The sequence below is a fragment of the Stenotrophomonas sp. OVS01A genome (genome assembly GCF_019969775.1).
Taxonomy (GTDB): domain Bacteria; phylum Pseudomonadota; class Gammaproteobacteria; order Xanthomonadales; family Xanthomonadaceae; genus Stenotrophomonas; species Stenotrophomonas indicatrix.
Window position 1 is genome coordinate 870,669 of the sequence record NZ_JAHXYV010000001.1, and the last position, 14,454, is coordinate 885,122.

Annotated in this window: 8 protein-coding genes; 5 read left to right on the top strand and 3 right to left on the bottom strand. The window is 65.9% G+C overall.

All coding sequences use genetic code 11. From position 1 onward, the window contains the following. Positions 1–129 precede the first annotated feature (129 nt). Positions 130–612: a LuxR family transcriptional regulator gene (locus LC407_RS04160; protein ID WP_223482240.1), complete on the top strand. Its 483-nt coding sequence runs from the start codon at positions 130–132 to the stop codon at positions 610–612. A 57-nt stretch (positions 613–669) separates the two neighbouring features. Here LC407_RS04160 and aceE read toward each other — a convergent pair whose 3' ends face one another. Beyond that, entirely contained in the window at positions 670–3,342 is a 2,673-nt protein-coding gene (aceE, locus tag LC407_RS04165; protein ID WP_223482241.1) for a pyruvate dehydrogenase (acetyl-transferring), homodimeric type, read from the bottom strand. A 272-nt stretch (positions 3,343–3,614) separates the two neighbouring features. Here aceE and LC407_RS04170 point away from each other — a divergent pair, with 272 nt between their 5' ends. From LC407_RS04170 to LC407_RS04185, 4 genes are all read left to right on the top strand, one after another. Further along, a complete protein-coding gene (locus tag LC407_RS04170; protein WP_223482242.1) occupies positions 3,615–4,130 on the top strand; it encodes a sigma-70 family RNA polymerase sigma factor in 516 nt (171 codons plus the stop codon). Continuing rightward, positions 4,127–5,164 (top strand): FecR domain-containing protein, encoded by a 1,038-nt coding sequence (locus tag LC407_RS04175; RefSeq protein WP_223482243.1) that lies wholly within the window; start codon positions 4,127–4,129, stop codon positions 5,162–5,164. Before LC407_RS04170 ends, LC407_RS04175 begins: the two co-directional genes overlap by 4 nt. A gap of 141 nt (positions 5,165–5,305) precedes the next feature. Then, positions 5,306–8,239: a TonB-dependent receptor gene (locus LC407_RS04180; protein WP_223482244.1), complete on the top strand. Its 2,934-nt coding sequence runs from the start codon at positions 5,306–5,308 to the stop codon at positions 8,237–8,239. A gap of 11 nt (positions 8,240–8,250) precedes the next feature. Then, positions 8,251–9,846, top strand: coding sequence for an alkaline phosphatase D family protein (locus LC407_RS04185; RefSeq protein ID WP_099842260.1), 1,596 nt, complete (start codon positions 8,251–8,253; stop codon positions 9,844–9,846). Positions 9,847–9,901: 55 nt separating this feature from the next. Here LC407_RS04185 and LC407_RS04190 read toward each other — a convergent pair whose 3' ends face one another. Next, positions 9,902–12,010, bottom strand: coding sequence for a phospholipase C, phosphocholine-specific (locus tag LC407_RS04190; RefSeq protein ID WP_223482245.1), 2,109 nt, complete (start codon positions 12,008–12,010; stop codon positions 9,902–9,904). 10 nt (positions 12,011–12,020) lie between these two features. Next, the gene (locus tag LC407_RS04195; RefSeq protein WP_223482246.1) at positions 12,021–14,399 is read right to left on the bottom strand and encodes a TonB-dependent receptor; all 2,379 of its coding nucleotides are present in this window, start codon (positions 14,397–14,399) and stop codon (positions 12,021–12,023) included. Between the last annotated feature and the right edge of the window lie 55 nt (positions 14,400–14,454).

A 14,454-nucleotide genomic window follows, 5' to 3' on the forward strand; every position in this document is an offset into this window, starting at 1 on the left:
CTGGCCCCGGATCGGACTGCCGGACTGTGATGCAGTTCGTTACGCGCCTGCCCCGGTGGCTGCAGAGTCCGGGTAGTGTGGCGATCGTGCACGTTGCGCAGACGGTTCTTCACTCGACAGGAGACTCACATGAAGCTGTTTTCTGCTGTGCTGCTGTCCCTTCTTTCGCTGCAGGCATCGACGGTGCAGGCGGCCGACGCTCTGCCTTCGCCCCTGCTCGGCCGCTGGTCGCTGGAGATCGCCACTTCCGCACTCCCTGAGGCACAGCGGCCGCAACAGGTCGTGCTGGAATTCAAGGATGCCGGTGCGGGCAGGTGGAGCTCGCACGTGGACATCGTCCTGCATGATGGCAAGACCATGAAATCGGACGGTACGTTGGCACTGGATGGCACGCCCGCGGCGTTGACCGGCAGCTACGGCGCCAACCAGGCAACGCTGAAACTGCCAGCGCCGAATACGCTGGTGATGCAGCTGGTCGATCATGGCGCGCCGGCATCCACCCGCGTGTACACGGTGGCCGCCGATCGTTCAACGATGACCGAGACCAAGGCCTTCTTCGGCCATGACGGCACGCCGATCCTGCAGACCAACCTGTTCAAGCGGTTGCCGTAGTGATGTGATGCAGCGGCACCCACAGAAGCGTGCTCTGCGGGTGCCGTTGCTGTTCTGTCATGCTGCGGCGGGATCGCGCTTGCCGGTGTCGATGCCGTACCGGTCGATCGCCTGCTGCAGCAGGCCCCGTTCCACATGCCCGTCATCGGCCAGGGCCTTCAGTGCCGCCAGTACGATGAAGTGACGATCGACTTCGAAGAACGTGCGCAGCGATTCGCGAGTATCCGAGCGGCCAAAGCCATCGGTGCCGAGTGCGATGAAGCGCCGGTCGTTGATGAAGGGGCGGATCTGGTCGCCGACGATCTTCATGTAGTCGGTCGCCACCACCACCGGGCCGGCATGGTCCTGCAGGCACTGCTGCACGTAGGGAACGCGCGGCTCGTCGGCCGGATGCAGCAGGTTCCAGCGCTCGGCAGCCAGGCCATCACGGCGCAGTTCGGTCAGGCTGGTGGCACTCCAGACATCGCTTGCGATGGCGAAATCCTGCTGCAGCAGATCGGCGGCGGCCAGCACCTCGCGCAGGATCGAGCCACTGCCCATCAGCTGCACGCGAGGCTGTGCCGTGCTGTCGGCAGCAGCGGGACGCAGCAGATGGAGCCCCTTCAGGATGCCGGCTTCGGCGCCGCCAGGCAGTGCAGGGTGCGGGTAGTTCTCGTTGAGCAGGGTGATGTAGTAGTAGATGTCTTCCTGGTCCACATACATGCGGCGCAGGCCGTCGTGGATGATCACTGCCAGTTCGAAGTTGTAGGTCGGGTCGTAGGACACGCAGCTTGGAATCACCGAGGACAGCACGTGGCTGTGGCCATCGTCGTGCTGCAGGCCTTCGCCCATCAGGGTAGTGCGGCCGGAGGTGGCGCCAAGCAGGAAGCCACGGGTGCGCGCGTCGGCCGCTGCCCAGGCCAGGTCACCGACGCGCTGCAGGCCGAACATCGAATAGAAGATGTAGAACGGAATCGTGGCCAGGCCGTGGTTGCTGTACGCGGTGCCCGCTGCGATCCACGAACAGATAGCGCCGGATTCGTTGATGCCTTCCTGCAGGATCTGGCCGTCCTTGGACTCCTTGTAATAGCTCAGCTGGCCGGCGTCCTGCGGGGTGTACAGCTGGCCCAGGAAGGAATGGATGCCGATCTGGCGGAACAGCCCTTCCATGCCGAAGGTACGCGATTCATCGGGCACGATCGGGATCACCAGCCTGCCCAGTTCGGGATCCTTGAGCAGGGTGGTGAGGATGCGTACGAAGCCCATGGTGGTGGATTGGCCACGATCACCGCTGCCCTGCAACTGCACGTTGAACGTGGACAGCGGCGGCAGCGGCAACGGATCGACCTGGGTCAGCCGTGCCGGCAGCTGGCCGCCCTGCGCCTGGCGACGCTGTGCGAAGTAGAGCGCCTCGGCGCTGCCCGGTTGCGGGCGCAGGTAGGGCATCTCTTCCAGCTGCCCGTCGCTGACCGGCAGGTCGAATCGGTCACGGAACGCACGCACCGCGTCGGCGCTCATCTTCTTCAGCTGGTGGTTGATGTTCTGGCCTTCGCCGGCCTCGCCCATGCCGAAGCCCTTCACCGTCTTGGCCAGCACCACGCTCGGGCGACCGCTGGTGTTCACTGCCTGCTGGTAGGCGGCGAATACCTTCTGCGGATCGTGGCCGCCGCGTGCCAGTGCCCAGATCTCGTCGTCGCTCATGTGCGCCACCAGCGCCAGCAGTTCCGGGTAGCGCCCGAAGAAGTGTTCGCGCACGTAGGCGCCACTCTGCGACTTGAAGGTCTGGTAGTCGCCATCCACGCACTCCATCATGCGCTGGCGCAGCAGCCCGCTGTGATCGCGTGCCAGCAGCTCGTCCCAGCCGCTGCCCCAGATCACCTTGATCACGTTCCAGCCGGCGGCGCGGAAGGTGCCTTCCAGTTCCTGGATCACCTTGGCGTTGCCACGCACCGGTCCGTCCAGACGTTGCAGGTTGCAGTTGACCACGAACACCAGGTTGTCCAGGCGCTCGCGCCCGGCCAGCGAAATGGCCGCCAGCGATTCGGGCTGGTCCATTTCGCCGTCACCAAGGAAGGCCCAGACCTTGCGGCCCTGGTGCTGCTTCAGCCCCCGGTATTCCAGGTAGCGCATGTAGCGGGCCTGATAGGCCGCCGTCAGCGGGCCCAGGCCCATCGACACAGTGGGAAACTGCCAGAACCCGGGCATCAGCCGCGGGTGCGGATACGAGGACAGGCCCTCGCGTCCGGCTTCGCGGCGGAAGTTGTCCATCTGCTCGGCACTGATGCGGCCTTCCACGTACGCCCGGCCGTAGATGCCCGGGGCCGAATGACCCTGGATGTAGATCATGTCGCCGTCGAAGGTTTCGGTCCGTCCACGGAAGAAGTGATCGAAGCCCACGTCATACATGACTGCTGCGGACTGGTAGGTGGCGATGTGGCCGCCGACATTGGAATGCCTGCCGGCACGCAGCACCATCACCATGGCGTTCCAGCGGATCATCGCGTTCAACCGCCGCTCGATGGCCAGGTCACCCGGGTACGCGGGCTGGCGTTCGGGGGGAATCGTGTTGGTGTAGGCGGTCCACGCGCGGGTGTGCAGGTCGCCATGCTGCTGCACATCGAGTGCATCGAGCTGGTCCAGCAGATAGTGCGCGCGGGGGCGGCCGCCGGCCTCGATCACCGCCTGCAGGGACTCGCGCCATTCGCGGGTTTCCTGCGGATCGGCGTCGAGAGGGAAATGTGCCTGGTTCATGCTGCGTCTCCAGAGAGCGCCGGTTCTGCACCTGCACGGCACCGCCGGCAGGGCGACAGCTCTGGAGCGGAGTCGCGCCGGCAGGTCCGTAGCGCGGGGGCGGCCGTGGTGGCTGCCGAGGAGACAAGCGTAGGCGCCGTATCGGCTGACCGGTAGACGGGCGACGATTGGATCTGCGCGAACCTTCGCTTGGCCATGCGGCGTTGCAATGCGGATGTCATCGTTGGTGTGCACCCTGCTGGGTTTTCCAGCCTCGGGGTGGTTGGTCGGTTGTGAACAGCGTCAGGATCTGGGAGAAGAGCTACGCCTTGCGGCGCCGCCTGCTGCGTGGCTTCTTCCTTCGGCGTGGTTCACAGGCTGCCGATGCCGAGGACCTGGCCCAGGAGGTCTACCTGCGGCTGCTGCGCAGTACCGGCGAAGATGCCCAGGCGATCGAGAACCCCGAAGCCTATCTGTTCGCGGTGGCGGCCAACCTGGCGCGTGAACAGGCACGCTCGCGCTCCGGCCTGCCACAGATCGAGGACGTCGACCTGCTGGCCGAGGTACTGCGCAGCGAGGAGGACATCGAAGCTGATTTCGAGCGGGCACAGCGCTGGAGCGGAATCCGCGGCGCCATCGCGCAACTGCCGCCGACAACGCGGCGGGTGATGGAGCTGCACTATCGCGATGGGCTGGATTGCCGGCAGGTGGGGGCACTGCTGGATGTGTCGGTGCACATGGTGCGCAAGCACATCGGCAAGGGACTGGATGCCTGCAGGAAGGCGCTCGGCGCCGGGAAGGATGGATGAACCGGCAGGAGCCTGCAGCGATGGATGACGAGGTGGCCGAGCAGGCCGCGCACTGGTTCCTGTGCAACCGCGAGGGTGACCTGAGCGCCGCTCAGCGCATCGAGTTCATGGCATGGATGAAGCGCTCTCCCGAACACATACGCGCGTACCTGCATGTCCTGCACGTGCACCGGCAGGTAGGCGCGGTGATGGTGGCGTACGGACAGGAGCAGGGGGACAGGGCCGCGTTGCCGGAGCTGCCGGCAACGGCGAAAGTCGTGCCGTTGTTTGCCGTACCGGTGCCCGTGCCGCGCGCCGTGGTCGCATCGCGATCACGCCGACCACTCTGGAGGCGGGTGGCTGCGGTGGCCTGCTGCCTGTTGCTGGTGGCCGGACTGGTGCCGTGGCTGATGCCTCGCGAACAGATGCTGATCGCCGGCCACGCGCAACTGCGTGAGGTGGTGCTGGCTGACCGGACGCAGGTGCGCCTGAACGCAGACAGCCGTCTGCGGGTGAACATCGGTTGGTTCAGCCGTCGGGTTGAACTGCTGAGCGGCGAGGCCACGTTCGATATCGCAGCGGATCGCCGGCCGTTCGAGGTGCAGGTTGGCGATCTGCAGATCCGCGACATCGGCACCGTGTTCGATGTCTCGCGTCGTTTGCAGAGCACGCGCATCGGTGTGGTGTCCGGCGAAGTGGAGGTCTGGACCGCCGGCAGCGGGCAACGACGGCTGGCGCAGCTGCCTGCCGGGAAGGTGGTCCAGGTCGATCACCGCAGCCATGCGGTGCAGCCATTGGAAATACCGGTGTCCATGCTGCTGGACTGGCAGCAGCGCCGGGTGTCGTTCCGCGATGAGCGGCTGGACGAGGTGGCGGCTGCCTTCAACCGCCACAACCAGGTACAGGTGCGGCTGACCGATGACGCGGCGCGCGCGGCGCGCCTGTCAGGCAGCCTGGAGGCGCACCGGGTCGCAGCGCTGCAGGCATTCCTGCAGCGGGACGCACGCTTCGTCATCCGCCGCGAAGCGGACACGGTGTGGGTGTCCAGCCGTTGATCGCGGTTCGGCGAAGGGCTGTCAGAAAAAATTCATCGAATCGGCGTTCTCCACTTCCGCCGATGCCGGCTCTTACTTGGGAGAAGCCGCTGTCGCATGCCGACGCGGTACCAGCAGTCCTCTCTCCTCCAAGGAACCGTGATGCGCAAGAAGCTCTATCTGTCGGTGGTACTGGCCTTGTCTCCCTGTCTGGGTGCGCATGCACAGGCGGCGTCGGCCAATGGGCTTGAGACCCGGGTCACCGCAGCGATCGCCGCGCAGCCGCTGAGCCAGGCGCTGGAGCAGCTGTCACGCAGTTCGGGCGTGCAGTTCCTGTATGCCGGCGCGGGCGCTGCACCCATGGCGGGCGCGGTACCGCGAGGAGCCACCGTCAAGCAGGCGCTGGACACGCTTCTGGCCGGCACCGGCCTGCGCTACACGGTGGTGGACGGCAACGTGATCGCCATCGACGCGGCACCGGTCTCGCGGGAAAGCCGGCAGGCCGCACCGGCATCGCGCCCACCGGAAGCGGTGGTGGCCCCGACCCTGGGCACGGTCAAGGTGATCGCCGCCCATGAGGTCATCGACCAGAAGAAGACCTCGCCGGTGATCAAGGATTCGGTGATCTACGACGAGATGGACAGCTATGGCGATGAGACGCTGGCCGAGAGCCTGATGGCCGCGCCCGGCCTGAGTGCGGTGGAAGATGCGGGCGAACCGCGTTACGTGACCGTGCGCGGCGTGCAGGCCAATCTCAACTACACGACCATCGACGGCATCGCGATCGCAAGCGTGGGCGGCAGTGGCTCCGGCGAGCGCATGAACAACCTGCAGCTGATTCCCAGCGACATCGGCACCCGCACCGACATCTACAAGAGCTTCAGCGCAGAGCAGGCACCGGATGCCATCGGTGGTGTGATCGACATCATCAGCCGCAGCGCCTTTGACCGCTCCGGCAAGTACGTGTTCGCCGACGTGGCCGGCATCCATTCCACGGCCGAGACCAATGTGGGGCGCAGCGCGGGGGGCGACCACAAGACCCTGGGTCACTTCGGCAAGAGCGCCAAGGCAGTGTTTTCCAACCAGTTCGGCGGCGACGATCAGTTCGGCATCGTCGCGGTCGCGCGCTACGAACAGCGCTCGCGCAACAGCGTCAAGCGCTGGGTGGAATCGAACTACTACTACAACGATGCCGGCAAGTACCTCACCGATGGAACCACCGGCCCCGACGAGGCGAAAGGCTGGAACGGCCTGCGTGCGCCGGGCAACTTCAGCACCGGCACCTACACCAACTACATCACCAACTTCGGTGGCTCGGCCAAGCTGGAATGGAAGCCATCGGACGACCCGTTCTATGCCTCGCTGCTGCTGTACTCGTACCGGTTCTACGAGAACTCGACGATGAACAAGACCGATCTGTATGGCAACGCCAAGTTCCCGATACGCAACCAGAGCGAGGACGGCGGCACCACCCAGATCAACAGCATCTACATCAAGAACCGCCACGACCGCTGGGACCGCAGCAACCGCGGCGCGATCGCCAGTTTCAACTGGGATATCGGGGACCTCTCGCGGCTGACCCTGCGTGCCGGCCACACCGAAGAGACCTTCCACAACAACCAGGTCTACTGGGGCGTGCGCGCCTACCCGAGCAACCTGTTCGTTGACTATGCCAACGACAGCCATGGTTTTCCGAACGCCGTGGGTGTTTCCGATTCCAGCCTGCTGACCAGCTCGGCGTTCAAGCTCAATCCGGCGCAGGCCTATATCTCGCCGCGCGACGCCAAGGAAAGCATCGACAACCTGCGCGCCGACTTCAGCTACAACATCGATGCCGATGCACGCGGTTTCGGTCTGGCTGCCGGTGCCGAGTATCGCCACCTGAAGATCTGGCAGGACATCGATTTCGATTACTACAAGACCAGCGCGACCTTGAATGACTATCTGTACCCGGGTTCGACCCTGCTTGGCAGCGTTCCCGGTTTCCCGTTGATCGACAACCGCAAGTGGCATGACGAGCTTTACCCGAAGCTGGGCAACAACGATGCGGCGTACCCGAATGCCGACTTCACCAGCGATTACAAGTACGTGGAAGACATTGCCAACGCCTACGTGTCGGCGCATTACGCCTGGGATCGGCTGCTGCTGATCGGCGGCCTGCGCTACGACCACACCACCTTCGATGCGCTCAGCCCGTTCAGTGAGGATGGTGGCACCACCTACACATCGGCATTCCGCAAGAGCAGTGGCGGCTACAACAACCTGCTGCCGTCGCTGAACGCCACCTTCAAGCTGAGCGAAGACCAGCGCCTGAGGTTCTCCGCCAGCCGCACGCTGGGCCGGCCGACGCCCAGCAACATCGCCCAGGCCACCAGCACCAGCTGCGGCGACGACGAGCTGGGCGGAGGCTTCTGCACCATCAAGCAGGGCAATGCCTCGCTGCAGCCGCGCCGCTCGACCAACCTCGATCTTGCCTGGGACCTGTACTTCAACGGCAACAACGGCCTGGTCTCGGTGGCGTTGTTCGACAAGGTCATCAAGGACGACATCTACACCCTGACCACGTTCGAGAACGTCGGCGACATCCGCTACCGGATCACCCAGCCGATGAACACAGATGAGTCGACGCTGCGCGGTGTCGAGTTCGCGGTAGCCAACCGCAACCTGCAGTGGGGCCGCCACCGCTTCGACATGTACCTCAATGCCACCCGCCTGGACGGGCAGACCAACTACCGCATCAGCGACGGCAGCGAGCGCCGCCTGGACCGCCTGCTGTACCAGCCGGACTGGTCGGTGAACGGCTCGGTGATCTGGCGCATGCCATGGAAGAGCTCGCAGCTGCGCGTATCCGGCACCTACCGCAGCCGGATGCTGGTCGACTTCGGCGATACCCAGTGGCTGGATTCGTACTACGACCCGTACATGACCTTCAACCTGGCCTTCAGCCACAAGGTCAGCAAGCACGTGACGCTGAAGTACGAGGCCAAGAACCTGTTCAACACCCAGCCGACCTACAGCACCGGTCCGAACGGGCGCTTCCGCACCGAGATCGATGACTACGGCCGCTTCTTCTACTTCCACATCATCTACAACTGAAGGCGACCGTCTTGGATACGATCAATCGCAGGCGTTTCCTTGCCCTGTCCGGACTTTCCGCATTGGGTGCGTGGGCCGGAACGGCCCGCGCGCTGGCCGCGCAGAACGATGTGGCAGCGCTGAATCCGCGCAATCTGCTCGCATCGCCGCGCTTTGCCAGTACACCGTTCACTCTCGGCGTGGCGTCGGGTGATCCGTCGGCCGACGGCGTGGTGCTGTGGACGCGGCTGGCCACCGAGCCACTGGTGTTCGGCGGCGGCATGCCAACCCGGCCGATGGCGGTGGCATGGCAGCTGGCCGCCGACGAGAGCATGCGCACCGTGGTGCGGCAGGGCACCGCCCTGGCCCACCCCGAGCTCGGCCACGCGCTGCACGTGGAACTGGACGGCCTGCTGCCGGGGCGGCCGTACTGGTACCGCTTCACCGTGGGAGGCCATGCCAGTGCGATTGGCCGCACCCGCACCCTGCCTGCGGCCAACGCGCGGGTCGACCGCGTGCGCTTCGCGGTGGCCGGTTGCCAGCACTACGAGGAGGGGCACTACAGTGCATGGCGGCACATTGCCGAGGAGCCGCTCGACTTCGTGTTCCATTACGGCGATTACATCTACGAGGGCGAAAGCCAGCCTGGCGTGCGCAGGATGAACGGCCAGCCGTTCACCAACCTGCGCAACCATGTTGGCCCGCAGACCTACACGCTCGACGACTATCGCCGGCGCTACGCGCAGTACAGGACCGATACGGACCTGCAGGCCGCGCACGCCGCGTCGCCGTGGTTCGTCACGTTCGATGACCACGAAGTGGACAACAACTGGGCCGGCGCCGAGGACCAGGACGGCACGCCCAGTGAAGTGTTCCTGCTGCGCCGCGCACAGGCATTCCAGGCGTACTACGAGAACATGCCGCTGCGTGCTTCGTCGTTCCCGCGCGACGGCCATATGCAGATGTACCGGCGCGCGCGCTATGGCACGCTGCTGGACCTGCACCTGCTCGATACCCGCCAGTACCGCAGCAAGCAGGTGGACATCGCGCAGCGCGGGCAGGTGGAATCTCCCGAACGAAGCATTGTTGGCGCAAAGCAGGAGCAATGGCTGTTCGACGGCCTGGCCGACGCCGCGCCGCGCTGGCACACCATCGCCCACCAGGTTTCGCTGGGCAACTACCTGCGCGAGAAGGACGGCGTGGTGCAGGCCTCCGACGACCAGTGGTCCGGTTATCTATCCAGCCGCCGCCGCCTGCTCGATCACATCCAGAAGGTGGGCTTCGGCAACGTGGTAACCGCCTGTGGCGATGCGCACCGCCACTATGCCAGCGACCTGGTGCAGGACAATGCCGATTCCGGGGTGATTTCCAGTGAGTTCCTGGCCACTTCGATCACGTCGGGCGCGGACGGGCAGGGCGTGGATGCCTATGCAGAGAACCAGCTGCGGCACAGTCCGCACCTGAAGGCGACGACGGACAAGCGTGGTTATGTGCTGTGCGACGTCACCCGTGATGCCTGGATCGGTGACATGAAGACGCTCGATACGGTCATGCAGCCGAACGGCGCGCTGCAGAGCTGGAAGCGCTATGCCGTGGAGCACGGTCGGCCGGGGTTGCAGGAGGCCTGAGCGGGATGTTCCACCCTGTGGAGCCGAGCACGCGCCCGGCTCCACAGAATCACTTTCAGCCGTGATCGAAGCGCAGCGGTTCGCTGCCCATGGCAGGGTCGCTGGTGCCAGGCCGGCCGTCTTCGGCACGTCCGGCGAGGCGTTGCTCGACGCCCTGCGAGCGCACGATCAGGTCGTACCAGCCTGCGGTTGGTGCGGGATCCCAGGCCAGTACGGTTTCCGCGCCGGCCACCAGCTGCAGTTCGCGGGTGGGCATGTGGCCGGCGTAGGCGCCGGCCTGCACTTGGACCTTCCGCGCTGAAGGCGATGGATTGCGCAGTGTCAGGCGCATCTGGCCGTCCGCGCGCTCCACGTGCGCGTGCAGCGGCGCGAGCGTGCCATCGCCGCGATAATGGCGATGGAATCCATTCGGTCCCAGCAGCCAGAGATCGTAACGACCCTGCGCATCCAGCGGCCAGCGATCCTGCAGCGGGGCACCTGGTACCACGGTGTAACGGCGCGGAACGGCGTCCAGGCGCAGGCGGTCGTAGACATGCAGCACGGCCGCGGCGCCATCGCTGGCCAGCTGCAGGGTGAGACCAGCGCCATCCACCGATGTGGCCTGCACGTGCGGCCGATAGGGCAGTGCCCGTGCAGGACGTACGCCGGGCTCCTGGCGGGCCGGATGCAGGCCATCGGGCAGCGCGGGCACGGTACGGCCGGGCAGGGCGGCGGCGCGCGCGGCGACAGCGGTGACATCGGGCAGCGCCTTGGCAAAGGGGCGGGTGTCGCGCTGGGCGAAGTCGAAGGCGTTGCTCAGATCACCGCAGACCGCACGCCGCCACGGCGAGATGTCCGGCGCGGCGACGCCGAAGCGGCGCTCGATCAGACGCAGCACCGACGTGTGGTCGTACACTTGCGAGTCGACCCAGCCGCCGCGGCTCCACGGTGAAATCACATACAACGGTACGCGCGGGCCAAGCCCATAGGGGCGCCCACGCAGCTCGGCGGCATCGTATTTCTCGTCGCCCGGTGCCGGGTGGCGGTGGTACTCGCCCTCGGTACTGACCGCCGACGCACCGGCCCAGCCGGCACCAAGCGGGGAGGGCGGTGCCGGTGGCGGCACATGGTCGAAGAAGCCATCGTTCTCATCGAACATCAGCAGCAGGGCGGTACGGCTCCACACCTCTGGATCGGCGGTCAATGCATCCAGCAGGCGCGCGGTATAGGCGGCGCCCTGCGCGGGGCTGGACGGACCGGGGTGCTCGCTGCCGGCTGCGTCGGCAATGATGAAACTGACCTGCGGCAGGCGCCCGCTGATCGCGTCCTCGCGCAGCTGCGCCAGGCCACGGGTACTGACGCCGCGCGCGCGCAGCTCCGGGTCATGCCCCGGGCCGCCGCGGTACGCCTGGCGGAAGGTCTCGAACCCGGCAAGCGGGTTGTCGGTGAAGTTGTCGGCCATGTCCTGGTAGATCTGCCAGGACACGCCGGCCTGCTGCAGCCGCTCGACATAGCTGGCCCAGCGGTACGAGTCCGGATGGCCGCCCAGCTCGGGGAAATTGTCGTGCGAATTGGCGATCACCGGGCCGCCTGCCTGGCCCTGGGCGTCGTTGTGGCCGGTCCACAGGAACACGCGGTTCGGGTTGGTGCCGGCCTGCATCGCGCAGTGGTAGGCATCGCAGAGCGTGAATGCATCGGCCAGGGCGAACTGGAACGGCATGTCGCTGCGCTGGAAGTAGCCCATCGAATGGTTCTGCTTGGCCTTGGGCCAGTGCGCCATGCGCCCGTGGTCCCACGCCTGCTGTGCATCAGGCCAGGTGTGGGGCGTGCCTTCCACCCGCATGTAGCCGAAGTGCGCAGCGGTATCCAACGGAAAGGGGGCGATGGCGCGTTGTCCGCTGGCGTCGGGCTGCAGCCACAGGCTGCGCGGGCGGTCGCCACCGGGCAGCGGTGATGCCGGGGCAACGAAACGGTCACCGAAGCCACGCACGCCCGGCAACGTGCCGAAGTAGTGGTCGAACGAGCGGTTCTCCTGCATGAACACCACGATGTGCTGCAGGTCCTGCAGGCTGCGCGTGCGCGAAGCAGGGGCGATCGCTGCTGCCCGGGCGATGCTGGGCAGCAGCGGCGAAAGGCCGGCGGCGACGCCGGCCTGCAACAGTCGGCGTCGGCCGGTATCAGTCACAGGGTCACACTCACAAGTCCACGCGGAAGGAGATGCCGACGGTGCGCGGGGCGCCGATGAAGGCGTTGTCGCGGCCGTCCACCCCTGCAAGATAACGCTTGTCGGTCAGGTTGCTCACCACCAGGTTGGCGCCCATGCCCTTCAGGCGCGGCGACAGGCCCTGCAGGTCGAAGCCGATGTTGGCGTTGAACACGGTGGCCGAGGGCAGCTTGTTGACGTTGGCCGCATCCAGGTAGCGTTCGCCCAGGTAGCGGCCGGACAGGCCGAAGTTCCAGTTCTCACCCTGCCAGTCGGCCGACACCACCAGGATCTGCTCCGGCTGGCCGATCACCTTGGCGCCATCGACGATGCCCAGCTGCGTGTCGCGCGCGTCGTTGCCGCTGCCCAGGTACTTGGAACGGTTGTAGGTGTAGGCCGCATTGATGCGCCAGCCATTGTCCCAGCCGTAGCCGAAGGCCGCTTCCAGGCCGTTGCTCTCCACGCCGCCGAAGTTCTCGTAGACGCCATCGGTCTCGCCGAGGTAGTCGATGCCGCTGACCAGGCCGGCTGGCAGATACACGATGCGGTTGTCGAACTTGATGTTGTACAGGGTGACCGAGGCGGTCAGCGGCCAGCGGCTGATGCGCATGCCCAGTTCGATGTTGTCGGCGGTCTCCGGTTCGACGTTGCGGAAGCGCTGGGGATCGGTTTCACCCAGCACGCCGGACGGGATCGCGGCGAAGTTCTGCGAGTAGCCGGCGAACAGTTCCAAGCCCTCCACGCCCGGGGCCCAGGTGAAGCCGGTGGACAGCAGCGGATCGGACTTCGAGTCGGACTTCACATTCTCGGCGGCGCCGATCACGCGGTGGCGGGACTGGTCGACGAAGAACTGCTTTACGCCCAGGCGCGCGCTGAACGGGCCGAAGCGGGCCACGTCCTCGACGTAGTACATCTGCTCGTCGACCTTGTACTTGTCCTCGAACTGCACCCAGTAGGGCTGGTGGTCGAAGGCGATGTCCTGGCCGACGTTGAGCAGGCGGTGCCAATCGCGGCGCACGGAACGGTCCAGCTTCTCCACCCACAGCCCGCCGCGTACGGTGTTGTCGATGGCGCCGAAGGTCTGCCGCCATTCGACGTCGGCGGTCACGCCCACGCGATCGTTGTCGTAGTGGGAATGGCGGTAGGACTGCGCGCCCTGCACGTTGCCGGCGTAGCAGTTGGGGTCGTACTCAGCGCTGAAGCCGAGTCGCGGCGTGCAGCTGGCCAGGCGCTGGGCGGAACTGCCGTCGGGGTTCACGAAGTAGATCTGGCCGCGGTTGCTGCCACCGTACACCGTCCTGCCGCCGAGGTACTCCGACTGCGGGCGACCGGCACCGTCGTCGTTGACGTCGGCCAGGTACGGCGGCAGCCAGTCACCGCGGCCCTGCATGCGGTGCCCGTAGGCGGCCATCGAGGCCTTGAAACCGTTGCCGCCATCGAAGGCTGCGCGCAGGTAGCCGAACGTGTTCTCGCGCAGTGCGCGCGAACCGGAACGGTAGTTCTGGTCCAGGTACGGAATGCCGGTCAGGGTGCCGACCAGGCCGTCGCGGTCGGGGTTGGTGGCGAACCCTTTCGGCGAAACGCTGGTGTACTCCGGCTCGTCGGCATCGTTGTAGGACAGGTAGCCGGTCAGGGTCCAGCGGTCCAGCTCGGTGATGAACTTGCCGGCGATGTTGTCGTTGCTGGTGTGGCCGGTACCGTCGATCCAGTCATGCACGCGCGCCGACGATGCGCTGATCCACGCGCGGGTGTGTCCTGCAAGCAGGCCGGTGTCGTAGCGCACGTAGTACTTGCGCGCTTCATTGTCACCGGCACCCACCACCATGCGCAGTCGCTGCTCCTGCAGTGGGTCGCTGGTGAGGAAGTTCAGGGTGCCACCGAGTGCCTCGTTCGAGCGCGAGGAGATATCGGCCGTGCCCTGGCTCACTTCCACCGTTTCCAGGTCGAGCGTGTCGATGTAGCGGTTGGCCAGCGAGCCGCCGCCATAACCGGAACCACCATTGGGCAGACCATCGACGGTGGTTCCGATCTGCTGGGTGTCGCGGTTGGTGACAAAGCCGCGCATGCTGATCTGCGTGCCCCACACCGAGGAACCGGTGGCATCGGCTTCGCTGACGACCACGCCGGGCACTTCGTTGAGCGCGCCATTGACGCTGCTCAACACGGTCTGCCGGTTCAACGTTTCCTGGCGCACCGAGGTCTTGGCATAGCTGGTGGCCTGGCCGATCACCTGCACCTGGTCCAGGGTCCGCGCGTCGGCGCTTCGCGTATCGGCCACATCGCCCTGCGGTGCTTCAGCCAGGGCATCCAGTGCGGGAGCAATCAGCAGGGCAAGCAGCGAGATACGGGGAAAGCGCGCAATCGTTCGCATCGAAACCGGACCTTCAAGGGAGGAAAGTCCGGGAGTGTCGGCAGCGCCGATGACA